General features: G+C 36.8%; 13 protein-coding genes and 2 pseudogenes. 2 read left to right on the forward strand and 13 right to left on the reverse strand.

From position 1 onward, the window contains the following. Positions 1-72 precede the first annotated feature (72 nt). The gene (locus tag KQI71_RS06410) at positions 73-1452 is read left to right on the forward strand and encodes an MFS transporter (protein ID WP_216435091.1); all 1380 of its coding nucleotides are present in this window, start codon (positions 73-75) and stop codon (positions 1450-1452) included. Positions 1453-1480: 28 nt separating this feature from the next. On the opposite strand, the gene KQI71_RS06415 is transcribed toward KQI71_RS06410, so the two are convergent. The 12 genes from KQI71_RS06415 to licT all read right to left on the reverse strand — a co-directional run bounded on the left by KQI71_RS06415 (position 1481) and on the right by licT (position 14610). Beyond that, positions 1481-2290 (reverse strand): urease accessory protein UreD, encoded by an 810-nt coding sequence (locus KQI71_RS06415; RefSeq protein ID WP_216435092.1) that lies wholly within the window; start codon positions 2288-2290, stop codon positions 1481-1483. 3 nt (positions 2291-2293) lie between these two features. After that, entirely contained in the window at positions 2294-2902 is a 609-nt protein-coding gene (gene ureG, locus KQI71_RS06420; protein WP_216435093.1) for an urease accessory protein UreG, read from the reverse strand. 27 nt (positions 2903-2929) lie between these two features. Then, positions 2930-3625: an urease accessory protein UreF gene (locus KQI71_RS06425; protein ID WP_216435094.1), complete on the reverse strand. Its 696-nt coding sequence runs from the start codon at positions 3623-3625 to the stop codon at positions 2930-2932. Positions 3626-3642: 17 nt separating this feature from the next. Then, positions 3643-4122, reverse strand: coding sequence for an urease accessory protein UreE (locus tag KQI71_RS06430; protein WP_216435095.1), 480 nt, complete (start codon positions 4120-4122; stop codon positions 3643-3645). Positions 4123-4145: 23 nt separating this feature from the next. Continuing rightward, on the reverse strand, positions 4146-5867 hold the full coding sequence (ureB, locus tag KQI71_RS06435; protein ID WP_216435096.1) for an urease subunit beta: 1722 nt from the start codon (positions 5865-5867) through the stop codon (positions 4146-4148). 21 nt (positions 5868-5888) lie between these two features. Beyond that, on the reverse strand, positions 5889-6266 hold the full coding sequence (gene ureB, locus KQI71_RS06440; protein WP_216435097.1) for an urease subunit beta: 378 nt from the start codon (positions 6264-6266) through the stop codon (positions 5889-5891). An 11-nt stretch (positions 6267-6277) separates the two neighbouring features. Then, a complete protein-coding gene (ureA, locus tag KQI71_RS06445; RefSeq protein ID WP_216435098.1) occupies positions 6278-6580 on the reverse strand; it encodes an urease subunit gamma in 303 nt (100 codons plus the stop codon). 127 nt (positions 6581-6707) lie between these two features. Further along, the gene (locus KQI71_RS06450; protein ID WP_216435099.1) at positions 6708-7055 is read right to left on the reverse strand and encodes a molecular chaperone Hsp90; all 348 of its coding nucleotides are present in this window, start codon (positions 7053-7055) and stop codon (positions 6708-6710) included. Between the two features lie 85 nt (positions 7056-7140). Next, positions 7141-9771 carry a pyruvate, phosphate dikinase gene (gene ppdK / locus KQI71_RS06455; RefSeq protein WP_216435100.1) on the reverse strand — a complete coding sequence of 877 codons (2631 nt, stop codon included), beginning with the start codon at positions 9769-9771 and terminating at the stop codon, positions 7141-7143. Between the two features lie 480 nt (positions 9772-10251). After that, positions 10252-11718 carry a glycoside hydrolase family 1 protein gene (locus KQI71_RS06460; RefSeq protein ID WP_117944895.1) on the reverse strand — a complete coding sequence of 489 codons (1467 nt, stop codon included), beginning with the start codon at positions 11716-11718 and terminating at the stop codon, positions 10252-10254. A gap of 21 nt (positions 11719-11739) precedes the next feature. Then, on the reverse strand, positions 11740-13623 hold the full coding sequence (locus tag KQI71_RS06465) for a beta-glucoside-specific PTS transporter subunit IIABC (protein ID WP_216435101.1): 1884 nt from the start codon (positions 13621-13623) through the stop codon (positions 11740-11742). A gap of 141 nt (positions 13624-13764) precedes the next feature. After that, on the reverse strand, positions 13765-14610 hold the full coding sequence (gene licT / locus KQI71_RS06470; RefSeq protein WP_216435102.1) for a BglG family transcription antiterminator LicT: 846 nt from the start codon (positions 14608-14610) through the stop codon (positions 13765-13767). 427 nt (positions 14611-15037) lie between these two features. Between licT and KQI71_RS12970 the strand changes: the two are divergent. Beyond that, a pseudogene (locus KQI71_RS12970) lies at positions 15038-15601 on the forward strand (IS1634 family transposase); the annotation flags it as partial. A gap of 86 nt (positions 15602-15687) precedes the next feature. Here the strand turns inward: KQI71_RS12970 and KQI71_RS12975 are convergent. Beyond that, positions 15688-16053 (reverse strand): annotated as a pseudogene (locus KQI71_RS12975) (carbon monoxide dehydrogenase beta subunit family protein); the annotation flags it as partial. Positions 16054-16135 lie beyond the last annotated feature (82 nt).

Here is a 16135-nt window from a genome sequence, read left to right on the forward strand (position 1 = left end):
ACATTCCTGTTTTTCTTTGAGTCCTAAAGTGACTCTTTTTTCTTGTAAAAATAACTTGAGAGGAGATTTAACATGAATCAAAAACAAAGAAACCCATGGATTGTAATCGGTGTACTTGTATTTAGTGCTCTGGTTGCAACTTTTAACGAAACTATTTTAAATGTAGCTCTTCGTATCATTTCACAGGATATGAAAATTTCAATGGCAAACGTACAATGGCTCATTACTGGCTATATGCTTGTTACATCCGTTATGGTACCAGTCACTGCATTTTTATATCAGAGTATTCCAACCAAAAAATTATTTCTTGGTGCCATGATGATTATCCTAATTGGTACTGTTGGATGTCTTTTAGCTCCATCTTTTCCAGTGCTTTTGCTCTTTCGTATGATTCAAGCGATTGGTACTGGAATGATGATTCCAATTATGATGAACACGGTATTAATCGTTGTTCCAAAGACACAGATTGGAACTGCCATGGCACTTTGTGTTTGTGGAATCACACTTGGACCTGCTTTTGGACCAACCATCTCCGGAATCCTTGTGCAGTTCTTCTACTGGAAAAGCGTCTTTGTACTGTTACTCATCTTACTTGTCATCGGAATCATCTGTGGTGCCGTTTTTGTTGATGATGTAGCTCCATTATCCAAACCGCATCTTGATATTTTTTCCGTTATTCTTTCAACAGCAGGACTAGCCACTTTTTTATATGGAATCAGTATTGTAATGTCACAGCTTACGACCGGATTGATCTGTCTTGTTGCAGGAATTATCATTCTTGCCATTTTTGTTATAAGACAGGGACATTTAAAAGAACCTTTATTAAATTTCAAACCATTTTCTAATATGAAATTTACTCTTGGTGTTGCTATGGTCTTTATTGCTATGCTGATCAACTTTTCATTAAATGTTGTAATGCCATCCTTCCTGCAGGGAGCTTTTGGTGTTGCAAGTATGGCATCTGCACTATTACTTCTTCCAGGAGTCTTATTAAATGCTGCATCAACCAATATTAGCGGAAAAATTCTTGATAAACATGGAGTCAATCTTATGCTTCCTGCTGGATTTGCCGTTTTTAGTGCTGCACTATTGATTCTTTCTCGTTGCAATGAAAATTCTAGCCTAATCTTTATTGTTGTGATCCACATTATCATTTATCAGGGGCTTGCATTTTCCATGTCACCTGCACAGACTTCTGCGCTTGCCACACTAACACCTGATCTAAACTCCCATGGAGTTGCAATTGTCAATACATTTATGCAGATTGCTGCCAGTGTTGGTTCTTCTTTATTTGGAGGTATCGAAAGTGTCCGCCAGGCAACAGCACTTGCCAACGGAAAAACACAAGCGGCTGCTATTGCTTATGGATTCTCTGGAACTATTTTAGCTGCCTTCCTAATGGGAATTATCGGAATTATTCTTGCATTCACTTTTGCAAAAAAAAGTAATTAACTTCAATATAAATGCTCAGGCAACCAATTTACTGATGCCTGAGCATTTTTTGATATTCTAAAATTTTTTGATTTGCTTTTTCAAGTTCCTGTGCTCGTCTCCCAAAGATTCGAATTACATAATCTCCATGGACAAGCCTTGTAATATCGCCTTCCAGTTTTTTTTCTTTAAGAAATTGACAAACATGTTGATTAAATGACTCTTCTTTTTCTTCTTTTGGCCTGCTTATAAACATACTAGATAGATGCGTATATCCCTCATACATTCCCATTCCTTGCATATCAAAAGAAGAAGGTTTATATCGTACATTATCTCTGTAAATTAATTTATTTTTTCTATAAATTTCTATCAAGTTATGATAATAACGATATTGAAATTTCTCACCAGAAGCATATCTCCCACAAGAAAAAATTTCACTCATACAAAACGCAGCAGTTTCATCTTCCAGATAAACCTTCATGACTCCTTCAAAAGCAGAATCCTTAAACGGAATGATAGGTTGCGGATAAAAACAAAAACTTGCTTCTTTTTCTACTACAACTTTTGTCTGGCGCTTTGCACATCCTTTTTTCATCTGATGAATTTTATCATAAGACTGTGATATAAATTTCAAATCAGCTCCCTGTCTGATCCAAAAATCAAATTCCTGACGATCTCCTTCCATAATTCCTGCAGAAGCTGCCAAAAGCATAACTTCAATCGCACCATCCTTTTTTTGAAATGGCTGCATGATCTTATATGGTGCTGTGAAACTCACATCCCCAAGAATGGTTTTTTCTTCTTTTTTTATTGCTGTAAGTGAAAGCTTGGAAGTTTTTCCAAATGGATTTTCTCCCATAGACTACATCCCTTCTAGAAGAACATTTTGTTTGATCCATGTTATGATATCATCTACATGTTCCCCTCCACGAATATTAGTAAAAAGAAATGGTCGTTCTCCTCGCATTTTTTTTGAATCTCGTTCCATAACTTCAAGGCTTGCTCCTACATAAGGTGCAAGATCAATCTTATTAATAACCAAAAGATCTGAACGGGTAATTCCTGGACCACCTTTTCTTGGAATTTTATCTCCTTCTGCCACATCGATAACAAAAATTGTAGCATCAACGAGTTCTGGAGAAAAGGTTGCTGATAAATTATCTCCTCCACTCTCAATAAAAAGCAATTCAATATCCGGAAATTTTTCCATCATTTCATCAACCGCTTCTAAATTCATAGACGCATCTTCACGGATTGCGGTATGTGGACATCCTCCAGTTTCTACTCCTACGATTCTTTCCTGTGGCATAACACTGTTTTTTGCCAAAAATTCAGCATCTTCTTTCGTATAAATATCATTGGTAATAACGCCAATGCTATATTCTTTTGCCATTTTTCGTGTAACAGCTTCAATCAAAGCAGTTTTTCCGGAACCTACCGGTCCGGCGACACCTATTTTTACGTATGACATCACAATTTCTTCCTTTCTTTTTTATGCTTAGGACATATAAAGCCTTGAATATAAATGTTCATGTTGAATACATCGAAGATCAAATCCTGGTGTTGATAAGCATAACATTTCTTCTCCTGCCTGTTGTACTTGCTGTAAGATTTCTTCAAAAAACGTATCCAAAGAATATAATATTCTCTGTCCATCTGACTGACTTAACGGAATCGTTTTTACACATGTTGTTACCATTGCTGAAGCTTGTGCATACAAATAATTTGCGAGTGCTTGCTCTTTTTCGATTCCTGCACATGCACAAATAACACCATACACACATGGATGAGCAGTTGTTTTTCCTTTTCTCCTTGCAAGATACTGTTCAAAAAAGGAAGAAATATCATGAATCTGCATATGTAACAATGTTTTTACTAAACGATTTCCAAGTTTTTTGGAGGCTTCTCTGATCTCCATTGGAATTTTAGAAGCTTCTATCACTTCTTCCAGCCAGTCCATCCTATCCAGTGATTGTTCTATCGATGCCTCATATGCCATTCTGGCCGCAAGAAGATCTGTATAAAGGAAATTATATCCTAACTTTTTTTTGATATATTCCTGCGCGGTTTTTGTATCATGAACCAAGTCTTTCTGAATATAAGTTTCTAAACCATAAGAATGAGAATAAGCACCAATTGGAAACAGAGAATCATTTATTTGAAGCAGAAAAAAATAACCTTTTTGTTTCTCCATAGTTCTTTCCTTTTTTCTTAATGCTGATGATGATGTACAGTTGCAGAAATTCTTTTATCAAAATTTAATGTTTCTATTTCTTTTTTTACAGTTACTCCATGTAGTTTTTGAAGCATTTGAAGCATTGGCTCATTATATGGAGTAATAAAAGAATACGCATCTTCTCCATAAAATAATGGAGCATGACGATTTCCGATTTCATAACAGGTTTTTGCAACCATAAAAGCATGGTTTGGATCGATTGTGATCTTAATAATTTCACATGCTGGCGTATGAACGGCAATGATTAAATCATCATCTTTATATAAGACATCTCCTTCATATAATCCTCTGGTCAAAATAGAATCACCCAGACGAATTCCAATTTCTCTTCCAGCATCGGTTTTTTTTCTATGAATTTTCTTAAATGCTTCATGCCATTCAATATCTACATACTCAATTGTTTTTCCAGATACCTCTATTTCATCCAATCTTCCTTCAATCTTTTCACATAGCATAAATTTTTCTCCTTTCATCCATTTTAAAACAGATGGTATAGCTGCGTTAATGGAAGCTTTTTCGCTGGTTTTGATGTTATATGTTCTCCATCTACACAGACTTCATAGGTTTCTGGATTTACCGTGATTTCTGGTGTTTTATCATTAAATTTCATATCTTTTTTTCCAATATTACGACATCCAGACACTGGAACTACCATTTTTTCTAAATGATACCGTTCTTTCACTCCTTCTTTTATTGCTTCTTTTGATACAAAAGTTATGCAGGAATCATACTTTGCTTTTCCATGTGCTGCAAACATTGGACGATACAATACTGGCTCACAAGTTGGAATCGAAGCATTCGCATCTCCCATTTTAGCAGCAATGATCATACCACCTTTGATGATAATATCTGGTTTTACACCAAAAAATGCAGGATTCCAAAGAACTAAATCTGCCATTTTCCCCTTTTCAACAGAGCCTACATACTGATCCACTCCATGTGTAATTGCCGGGTTAATCGTATATTTCGAAATGTATCGTTTTACACGAAAGTTATCATTTTCATGTCCTTGATCTTCTGGAAGTGGTCCACGTTCTTCCTTCATTTTACTTGCAGTTTGCCATGTTCTTGTGATGACTTCTCCAACACGCCCCATTGCCTGAGAATCTGAACTCATCATACTAAAGACTCCCATATCATGCAAAACATCTTCTGCTGCAATTGTCTCCGGACGAATTCTAGAGTCTGCAAATGCAACATCTTCTGGTATTCGCTTATCTAGATGATGGCATACCATTAACATATCTAAGTGTTCATCCAACGTATTAATGGTAAATGGCATCGTTGGATTGGTAGAAGAAGGAAGAACATTAGGAGCCGCTGCTGCACGGATAATGTCCGGCGCATGTCCTCCTCCTGCACCTTCTGTATGATATGTATGAATGGTACGTCCTGCAATCGCCGCTAACGTGTCTTCCACACATCCACCTTCATTTAAAGTATCCGTATGAATTGCCACTTGAACATCATAATCATCTGCTGCATTTAAGCAATGATCGATTGCTGCCGGTGTACAGCCCCAATCTTCATGTAATTTTAATCCCATAGCTCCAGCTTTTATTTGCTCTACTAGTGCTTTTTCATCCGAACAATTGCCTTTCCCGAGAAATCCAAGATTCATTGGGTATTCTTCTGCAGCTCGAAGCATTCGTTCTATATTCCATGGCCCAGGGGTACAAGTTGTTGCATTCGTTCCATCGGCCGGACCCGTTCCCCCACCGATCATCGTCGTAATTCCACTATACAACGCACAGTCAATTTGTTGCGGCGAAATAAAATGAATATGCGTATCCAAACCACCTGCTGTTACAATCAAATTTTCTCCCGCCAGGGCTTCTGTTGAAGCCCCCACTGTCATTCCAGGAGTCACTCCATCCATAATTGCAGGATTTCCTGCCTTTCCAATTCCCTGAATGACTCCATTTTTAATTCCGATATCTGCTTTATAAATACCGGTATAATCAACGATCAGTGCATTCGTAATTACAAGATCTAGATCTCCGTCTGCACTTGTCGTTGTTACTGACTGCCCCATTCCATCACGCAATGTTTTTCCACCGCCAAATTTGCTCTCATCCCCATAGGTTGTGTAGTCTTTTTCTACTTCAATGATAAGTTGTGTATCTGCCAGACGAACCTTATCACCCGTTGTCGGGCCATACATCATAGCATACTTCTCTCCTGATATTTTTATACTCATGTTTCTTCCTCCGTCTGCTTGTCATTTTTTTGTTTCTTCCAAAAGAAATCCCCTTAATTTTGCATTTTTAATAGCTGTTTCTTTTGTTGCCTCTGATGCCTGTGCACAAGTTAGATCATTTAATCCAAAAATTCTTCTTGTACCTCCAATTGCCGTAAGCTGTACTTCTTTTTCCTCTCCCGGTTCAAAACGTACCGATGTTCCAGACGGGATATCCAGATGATAACCATATGCTTTTTCACGTTCAAATTTCAGACATCGATTCACTTCAAAAAAATGAAAATGTGATCCAACTTGCACTGGTCTGTCCCCGATATTTGCCACCATGACTGTTATTACAGGTTTTCCTTCATTTAACGTAATTTCACGTTCCATTGGCATGATTTCTCCAACTTTCATTCGTATCCTCCTTACTGAATCGGATGATGTACCGTTACTAATTTTGTTCCATCCGGAAAGGTTGCTTCTACCTGCACCTGTGTAATCATATCCGAAACACCTTCCATAACATCTTCTTTTGTCAATAACTTTGTACCAAGCTGCATCAATTCCGTTACTTCTTTTCCATCTCTTGCCATTTCCATCAATTCTGAACTGATATAGGCCATAGACTCTGTATAATTTAATTTAAGTCCCCGCTGCATTCGTTCCTTTGCCAGATTACCGGCCATGTGAAGCATCAGCTTCTCCTGTTCTTTTGGTGTCAGACGCATGATCGATTTCCTCCCAACTTATTTTCTGTATTCTTTTAACAAAAAAAGGCAGTGAGAACCCTTTCGAGCCTCACTGCCTTTCTTTGCATCATATTATCATTCTCTATGCATTTTGTCAAACAATCCTTTATTTTATCTTCGAAAGAATTGCTTCTACCGCCGCACATGCAGGACAATCGCAATATTTTGCTCCTGCTGCTTTGATTTCTTCTGCATGAGCCAGAACTTCTTTTACCTTTTCTTTTCCAAAAACTTTCACACCTGCCTCAGACTTTGCAAATCCAATCAATCCATCAATTGGCATAATATCTTCCTCAAGTTCTGCAATATAACGTTTTGTTTCTTCTGCTTCCTTGTCTGTACCAACCGCCTGCAGCCATGCATTTGCTGCATCTTTTGCCTCCTGACTACAAGAAGGAGCCGCAATCAATTCGTTTGTTTTCTTTATCACTTCGTCTAATACTTGTTTTTCCATTTCTCATTCTCCTTTTTTCAATATGATAAAGACGGCAGATACCCATCTTCCTCGATAAGTACTGCCGCCTTCTTTTAAGAATTTTTTATGCTTCTTTATCTTTAATAACTGCCTGTGCTGCTGCCAGTCTTGCAATTGGCACACGGAATGGTGAGCATGATACATAGTCTAATCCAGCTCTATAGCAGAATTCTACGGAAGATGGATCTCCACCATGTTCTCCACAGATTCCAAGATGGATATCTGGACGAGTTTGTTTTCCTTTCTTTGCTGCCATTTCGACAAGCTGTCCAACACCTTTCTGATCTAATTTTGCAAATGGATCAGATTCATAAATTTTATTTTCATAATAAGATTCCAGGAATTTACCTGCATCATCACGAGAGAATCCAAAGGTCATCTGTGTTAAGTCATTCGTTCCAAAGGAGAAGAATTCTGCTTCTTCTGCAATTTCATCTGCAAGCAATGCAGCACGAGGAATCTCAATCATTGTACCAACTTTATACTGGATATCAGATTCATAATATGCTTTTACTTTTTCTGCAGTTTTTACAACAACTTCTTTTACAAATGCAAGCTCTTTCTTTTCTCCTACTAATGGAATCATGATTTCAGGAACAATATCATATCCTTTTTCCTGTTTTACTTCAATCGCTGCTTCCATTACGGCTCTTGTCTGCATCTTCGCAATTTCAGGATAGGTTACCGCAAGACGGCATCCACGATGACCCATCATTGGATTGAATTCATGAAGAGCCGCACGTCTCATGTTAATTTCTTCTACCGTAACCCCCATATCTTTTGCTAAAGCCTGGATTTCTTCCAGTGTATTTGGAAGGAATTCATGAAGAGGTGGATCTAAGAAACGGATTGTAACCGGTTTTCCTTCCATAACCTCATATAAATCTTTAAAATCTTTCTTCTGATAAGGAATCAGCTGATTTAATGCAATTTCTCTTGCTTCTTTTGTTGTAGAAAGAATCATACGACGAATCTTTGGAATTCTTTCTGCATCAAAGAACATATGCTCTGTACGGCAAAGTCCAATACCTTCTGCTCCAAATTTTACTGCATTTAATGCATCCGCAGGTGTATCTGCATTAGTTCTTACCTGTAATGTACGAATTTCATCGGCCCATTTCATAATACGATCGAAGTTTCCGCTAATGCTTGCAGGTACGGTACGAATCTCTCCAAGATAAATCTTACCAGTAGAACCATCCAGAGAAATATAATCTCCTTCCTTGATTGTCTTTCCACCTAAAGTAAATGATTTTCCATCTTCTGCGAATTTGATATCTCCGCATCCAGCTACACATGCTGTTCCCATTCCACGAGCTACAACGGCTGCGTGAGATGTCATACCACCACGTGCTGTTAAGATACCTTCTGCTGCATGCATTCCTTCGATATCTTCCGGAGATGTCTCCAGACGAACAAGAATAACCTTTAATCCTGCTTCATGATGCAATTTTGCCATTTCAGCATCAAAGTAAACTTTACCTGCTGCTGCTCCAGGAGATGCAGGAAGCGCTTCTCCAATCGGAACTGCTGCTTTTAAGGCTGAATCATCAAAGTTTGGATGGAGCAGCTGATCAAGTGCTTTTGCATCAATTCTTGATACCGCTTCTTCTTTTGAAATCTTTCCTTCATCTACTAATTCACATGCGATACGAAGAGCCGCTGGTGCTGTTCTTTTACCATTTCTTGTCTGTAAGAAATAAAGTTTTCCTTCCTGAATGGTAAATTCCATGTCTTGCATGTCACGATAATGCTCTTCCAGTGTATGTGCGATATCCATAAACTGTTTGTAGCATTCTGGTAAATCTTCTGCCAATTTTGTGATTGGCTGTGGTGTACGAACACCTGCTACAACGTCTTCACCCTGTGCATTGATCAGATATTCTCCATAAATCTGTTTTTCACCAGTCGATGGGTTTCTTGTAAACGCTACACCAGTTCCAGAAGTATCTCCCATGTTTCCAAATACCATCGTCTGTACATTAACCGCTGTTCCCCAGTCACCAGGGATATCATTCATTCGACGATAGTAAATTGCACGAGGATTATCCCATGAACGGAATACTGCTTTGATTGCTTCAAATAACTGATCTTTTGGATCCTGTGGGAAATCTTCGTTCAATGCTTTTTTATAAATTCTCTTATAACGTTTGATAACTTCTTTTAAGTCATCCGCAGTTAATTCCGTGTCGTACTGTACTCCGTTTTCTTCTTTAATATCATCCAGTACTTCTTCGAATTTTGCTTTGTCCACTTCTTTTACAACGTCCGCAAACATCTGAATGAAACGACGGTAAGAATCATAAGCAAATCTAGGGTTTCCTGTTTTCTTTGCAAATCCTTCAACAGCTACATCATTCAGACCTAAATTCAGGATGGTATCCATCATACCCGGCATGGAGACACGGGCCCCAGAACGAACAGACACTAAAAGAGGATCTTCCAGGTCTCCGAACTTCTTTCCCTGGATCTCTTCCAGTGCTTTCATGGCATCATAAATCTGATCTGCCACTTCGTCACTGATTTTTCCTCCACATTCATAATAATTGGTGCAGGCTTCTGTTGTCACGGTAAAGCCCTGAGGGATTGGCAGATTCAATCCTGTCATTTCTGCTAAGTTTGCGCCTTTTCCACCAAGAAGGTTGCGCATATCTGCATTTCCTTCGCTAAATTTATAAACCCATTTTGTTGACATGTCTATACCTCCTAAAATTAAGTTATGTCACATTCATATGTCATTGAACTTATTGTACCACATATTTCAGATTTTGCAAAACTTTTTTGTGTATTTTACATAATTTTTTTCATTTTTATCGTTTTTCATTATAAAAACTGCACATTTACATGATTTTCGATACAATTTACACTGTTATTTTTGTCTTATTTTAACGATTTTTGTGTTTTATTTTTTGTATACAATATATAAAAATCCCAGAGTCTTTTCACTGAAAAGATCCTAGGATTTCATTTTTATATCAAAATTATTCAGTTTTTTAAGAATGTTTTCTTTTTTATTTGTGATCAGCAACCTTATCAATTGCCTCAGCGACAGCATCAATCTTTTTATGGCTTTCTAACATTTTCTTTTTATAGTCTGTTTTTTGCTGCTTGTTTTTTTCTTTATCCAAAATTTCTAATTATTTACTAAGACTTTCCATACCTAAAATGGGAAGTCTTAGTTATTTATTATGTTAAACAGATTCTCTCCATCCTGTTTGATCACATCTTGATACCAATAAAAACTATCTTTCTTATATCGATCTAATGTAGCGCCCTCTTCTTCTTCGCGATCTACATACACAAATCCATATCGTTTTTGATATCCATTCAGCCAGCTTAACAAATCTGTAAAAGACCATGTACAATATGCAAGCACTTCACAGCCTTCCTCGATGGCTTTTCCTAATTCTTTTAAATGTTCTCTTAGATAATCAATTCGATATTCATCATGAATCTTATGATCTTCCGTCTTCTTATCAAATGCTCCAAGTCCATTTTCCGAAATGATGATTGGCAGATCATAACGACTTGTGATCTCACGACAACAATAACGAAGCCCAACTGGATCAATACTCCAATCCCAGTCTGTTGTCATCAAATATGGATTGGCTGGATTTTTATAAATTCCAGGAACTCCAAGTACCTGCGCAGAACCTTTCACTCCTGTTGTATTCATTGTACCATATGGTGTTACTCCATCCATCGGATTATACTCGCATACACAACTTTGATAATAATTAACTCCCATAAAATCAATCTCTGCCGCTGCTGCCTTTAAAATTTTCTGATCGTCTTTTGTGACAACTGGTGCAAATCCTTTTTTTCTTAAATAATTCATGGCTGCTTTGGGATATCTTCCATATGCATAAACATCCATCCACCAGAAATTCTTCAGTTCATCATAATCATGTTTTGACATAACATTTTCAGGTTTACAATCAAGTGCATAAGATGGTGTATAAGCAAAGCTTGCACCAATCTTTCCTGTTCCGCCCATCTCGCGATATGCCAAAACAGCCTTTGCATGTGCCATAAAGACGTGATGGTTCACTTGATAAAATGTTTTCTGATCGTCAAACTTTCCTGGAGGATGCTGTGCTGTCAGCCATCCAAGTGATGTAAAAATATTTTGTTCATTAAATGTAATCCAGTATTTTACCTTACTTCCATATGCCTTAAATAAAGTCTTAGCATAATTTACATAATCCTCAATGATCTCCTCAGATTCCCATCCTCCATAGAGATCCACTAATGCCTGAGGAAGATCCCAATGGTAAATTGTCACCATTGGTTCAATCCCATATTTTAAACATTCATCAATAATATTTTCATAAAACTCAATTCCTTTGGGATTGACCTCTCCTCTTCCTTCCGGATAGATTCTTGCCCATGAAACAGAAAAACGATAAGTTTTTAATCCCATTTCCGCCATCAACGCGATATCTTCTTTGTAGCGATGATAATGGTCAACTGCAACATCTCCAGTTGTCGCTTTATATGTTTTTCCTGGAATCCTTACAAATTGATCCCAGTTTGTGATCCCTTTTCCATCTTCTCTCCAGCCACCTTCAATCTGATAGGCAGCTGAAGCACTTCCCCACAAAAATCCTTCTGGAAATTTTGTAACTTTCATTTCTTCCATAAATGTTACGCTTCCTTTCTGCTACTGTACACTTAATAATTTACTTTCCTTTGTTACTACTTTATCTTCACATGCTTTGACTTTTGCAAATTGTTCTGTATTGGAAATAATGATCGGTGTTGTTACATCGTATCCATTTGCTTTAATCTTGTCAATATCAAATTCTAGTAAGATATCCCCTTTTTTCATTGTATCTCCAGATTTTTTCTTTGGAGTAAAATATTTTCCTTTTAAATTTACTGTATCGATTCCTACATGTACCAAAAGTTCTACTCCATCTTCACTTACTAATCCTAATGCATGTCCTGTTTCAAAAACAGCATCTACTTTTCCGTCAAATGGTGCATAGACAACTCCTTTTTCAGGAATGATCGCTGCTCCTTTTCCTAAGATTTCTTGCGCAAATGTTGGATCTTTCACTTCTGTTAAAGGAATCACTTTCCCTTCAACTGGACTTGTAATGCTGATCTCATTATCTAATAACTGTGCATTAGATTCTTCTACAAAATCTAAATCATCATCTTCATCTACAATATCTTCAAAGCCAATAATCAGTGTTGCAACAAATGTAACAACTACTGTGACCAAAATTGTGAGTGCTGCAAATAATAATGTCTGTGGTTTTCCTTTTTCTACATACTGAACAATCGTTACGATTGCTGGTGTTGCAATTCCAAAACATTTCATTTGGAAAAATCCACCGACTAATCCACCAACAGCACCACCAATACATGCTCCTAACATTGGTCGTTTTAAACGAAGTGTTACACCATAAAGTGCAGGTTCTGTGATACCAGCAAATAATGCTGAAAACGCAGAAGATCCTGCGACCTGTTTAAAGTCTTTGTTTTTGCTTCGAAGTGCAACTGCAAGAGAGGCTGCACCCTGTGCCATATTAGAACATAATTCTCCGATACAGATAAAGTTCTCATATCCTGTTGTTGCGATCATCCCTAATTTAATCGGTGTAAATGCATGATGCATACCTGCCATAACAACGAATGGATAAACGCCAGCCACAAGACCAATGGCAATAAATCCTAATTTATCATGAATTGCATAAACTACTGTTGATAATCCATTACCGCAAATAGCTCCTAAAGGTCCAAGAACGATCAATGCGATCGGTGCTTCAATTAAAACAACTAACATTGGTTTTAAGAAGTTCTTTGTGACAACTGGCGTGATTTTATCTACAAAACGTTCTACATATCTTAGAGAATATACTGCCAAAATGATTGGGATAACCGAATAAGAATAGGATGCATAAGTTACCGGAATATATTTCAAAAATTTCACAGTCTGTCCCGCATCATGTGCTGTATTCATCAGTGTAATCAAGTTTGGATGTAACATGATCAGTGCAATACTTGCTGCATAATACATATTTGTTCCAAACTTTTTGGATGCTGAAATTGCAATCAGTACTGGCATGAAGAAAAACGCACCATCTCCTATAACACTTAATAACTGATATGTTTGCCCATTTGTGCTTAACACACCGATCATAGGAAGTAATGTAAGCAATACTTTGATCATAGCTGCACCAATGATTGCTGGAATAACAGGTGCCATGATACCTGAAATCGTATCCATCAGCATTGTAAAGATATTTTTCTTTTCATTCGATTTTGCTGGTACTTCTTTTACTTCATTAGAAAAATTCCCAAGTTTATTTAATTCGTTAAATACGTTTCCAACATCATTTCCAATAATGATCTGATATTGTCCGCCCTTTTTCATGATTCCCATAACACCTTTTGTTTTCTTTACTGCTTCATCATCAACGATGGATTCATCTTTTAATGTGAAACGAAGTCTTGTCATACAATGTACCAGATTGATGACATTATCTTTTCCTCCAACTCTTTGAAGGATCTTTTTTGCTGTATTTTCATAATCCATTTTGTTTTCCTCCTTTTTTTCTGGATTTAAAAATTTTCATCTTTCTTTATATAACAAAGACCTGACAATAGATAAAATAATTCCCGGGGTTATTTCATCTATCGTCAGGTCTTGCTTAACTTAATAATAACAAACCTATGATTATTTTGTTTGTTCATCTAAAATTCGTTTGATATGAATTAATAAATATAATTGTTCATCAATTGTTAATTTATAGTTATATTGCTTTTTAATATATTCTGCAATTTTTTTTACTCCTGAAAAAGCATTTTCATTCTGTTCTACCATCACTTTATAAATTTCTTGCATCGTATCTTCATATTCCATATGGTCAAAGACTCTTGCCGCAAAAAACTTTAAATGTGTTAAAAATCTCTCATAGGAAATAGATTCTTCATTTAAATCTATCTTAAAATGAATCCTTACAATCTGTAAGACTGTATTGATCAACTCTGTAATCTGATTCACATCGGTTATATTCTGTGCATTTAATTCTGCAGACACGATATGCATTGCAATAAATGCAGCTTCATCATCTCCCAAATCCTCTCCTGTCTGTTCTTTAATCCATTCAATCGCATGCATACCAACCTGATATTCCTTTGGATAAAACTTACGAATATCGATTTTCATCATATTCTTTAATGCGATTCCTTCTCGATAACGAGCGACTGCTGAATTGATATGATCCGTCAGTGTCACATATAAGGAATCTCTTATTTCTAATTTTTCTTTTTTTGCCTCTTTTACTACACGATCCGCAATTCCAAGGTATTCTTCCGAAATCTCTTTTACTACTTCCTGTAGTCTCTTGCTTTCTTCTTTATTCTCTAGATGATATGTCTTATCTACCAGAGACTGATCAATATTTTCACCTTTTCTTTTTTTAAATCCAATTCCCGGACCTGTCATGATCAATTCCATTCCTTGTGAATCTACACTGACCACAGCATTTGTATTCAGAACTCTGATTATTTTCACGTTCATCCTCTCCTCTAATTTTATCTAAGTTTTTCATCATTTTTTGTATCTCTATAAATGTACAAGAAAGAATCCTGCTTTACAGGATTCTCCGCCTGCGGCGGGTCGCTTCTGCGACATATTACCCTTCCGCCGCAGTGCGATCCTGCCCGGAGAGCTTTTTCATATCATAGGGGATTCCATCGGAATTTCCTATGACATAAAAAAGACTGCTTAAGACATACTTCTCTTCCTATGTCATAAACAGTCTTGCTTACCATTACGTAATAACAAACTTACTGTCATTATAATATCAAGTAACTTTTTATTTGTCCATTGTTTTTTCTATTTTCGTCATTTATTCCAATTTCACAAACTTTTTTGTGTATTATGACGAATGTTTCTCGGGAGTTTGACAGTTGAATAAATTAAAAACACTTTGCAGGCTTTATAAATCCTGCAGGATTTTGATTACAGTGAGTTCATCTTCTGTTCTGATGCCGGACTCGAAAGTTCCAACAATCGTCGATTTAACACGCTGGGAAACCGGGCATATATCATTACCCATTCTTTGAAAAAAATGAAGAAAGAAGAAGATGTGTTCAATTCCATCTACTATAAAGAAATCCCTGTTGTCACTGGAAACATGGATGAAAATCTGATCATCACTTATTCTCCAAAATATAAAGCTTATCAGCGAAAGATCCGTTCCCGTCAGATCGAACGTGCAAAAAAGATCATTGAAACACCGGATGGCGAGATCGCAGAGAAAAAAGTATATGATATCGATCTGGAACAGATCAAAAAAGAAGAAATGTATGATGGATTTTATGCTGTGATCACAAATCTGGAAAGTGATATCCGTGAGATCATAAATATCAATAAACAGCGATGGGAGATTGAAGAAAATTTCAGGATCATGAAAACAGATTTTGAAGCTCGTCCTGTGTATGTAAGAAGAGAAGATCGTATCAAAGCACATTTTATTTCCTGTATTTCTGTCGTATATCCGCTCTTATATCCTTTTTCTTTCAAACGCTTTGTTAATTCTTCCACCGTGACTTTTGCATCTCCGACACAACGAACTGCATCTACCTTTTCTGCATGAAATTCCGATGTATTGATTGCTAATACTTTTATATCTGGATTTCTAAACAATACCCATTTAGATCCAGTTACAAAATCATTAAATCTTGTTCCAATTCCGATCACTAAATCTGCATCTTTAGCAAGAAGATTTGCCGCAAGACCACCTGTTACACCAACACCACCAACACTTAATTCAAAAGAATCTGGCAATGCAGAATGTCCTGCCTGTGTCTGAGAAACTGGAATATTAAATTCCTTACAAAATTCCATTACCGCTTCTCCTGCTTCTGAATAGCGAACACCACCACCAGAAATAAGTAATGGTTTCTTTGCTGCCATGATCATTTCTACCGCTTTATCTAATTCATATTCATCATAAATTTTATTGAATTATGATATAAAATCAATAATTTACATATAGGACAACTGTTGTTATACTAAAAATCAAGTAGAATGAAAAGGA

It is taken from the genome of Anaerostipes sp. MSJ-23, assembly GCF_018918155.1.
In the GTDB taxonomy this organism is placed as follows: Bacteria; Bacillota; Clostridia; order Lachnospirales; family Lachnospiraceae; genus Anaerostipes.

What these genes read in the sequence shown, in the direction of transcription:
- KQI71_RS06410 (WP_216435091.1), top strand. Translation starts at nt 73, where the DNA reads ATGAATCAAAAACAAAGAAACCCATGGATTGTAATCGGTGTACTTGTA.
- KQI71_RS06415 (WP_216435092.1), bottom strand. Translation starts at nt 2,290, where the DNA reads ATGGGAGAAAATCCATTTGGAAAAACTTCCAAGCTTTCACTTACAGCA.
- ureG (WP_216435093.1), bottom strand. Translation starts at nt 2,902, where the DNA reads ATGTCATACGTAAAAATAGGTGTCGCCGGACCGGTAGGTTCCGGAAAA.
- KQI71_RS06425 (WP_216435094.1), bottom strand. Translation starts at nt 3,625, where the DNA reads ATGGAGAAACAAAAAGGTTATTTTTTTCTGCTTCAAATAAATGATTCT.
- KQI71_RS06430 (WP_216435095.1), bottom strand. Translation starts at nt 4,122, where the DNA reads ATGCTATGTGAAAAGATTGAAGGAAGATTGGATGAAATAGAGGTATCT.
- ureB (WP_216435096.1), bottom strand. Translation starts at nt 5,867, where the DNA reads ATGAGTATAAAAATATCAGGAGAGAAGTATGCTATGATGTATGGCCCG.
- ureB (WP_216435097.1), bottom strand. Translation starts at nt 6,266, where the DNA reads ATGAAAGTTGGAGAAATCATGCCAATGGAACGTGAAATTACGTTAAAT.
- ureA (WP_216435098.1), bottom strand. Translation starts at nt 6,580, where the DNA reads ATGCGTCTGACACCAAAAGAACAGGAGAAGCTGATGCTTCACATGGCC.
- KQI71_RS06450 (WP_216435099.1), bottom strand. Translation starts at nt 7,055, where the DNA reads ATGGAAAAACAAGTATTAGACGAAGTGATAAAGAAAACAAACGAATTG.
- ppdK (WP_216435100.1), bottom strand. Translation starts at nt 9,771, where the DNA reads ATGTCAACAAAATGGGTTTATAAATTTAGCGAAGGAAATGCAGATATG.
- KQI71_RS06460 (WP_117944895.1), bottom strand. Translation starts at nt 11,718, where the DNA reads ATGGAAGAAATGAAAGTTACAAAATTTCCAGAAGGATTTTTGTGGGGA.
- KQI71_RS06465 (WP_216435101.1), bottom strand. Translation starts at nt 13,623, where the DNA reads ATGGATTATGAAAATACAGCAAAAAAGATCCTTCAAAGAGTTGGAGGA.
- licT (WP_216435102.1), bottom strand. Translation starts at nt 14,610, where the DNA reads ATGAACGTGAAAATAATCAGAGTTCTGAATACAAATGCTGTGGTCAGT.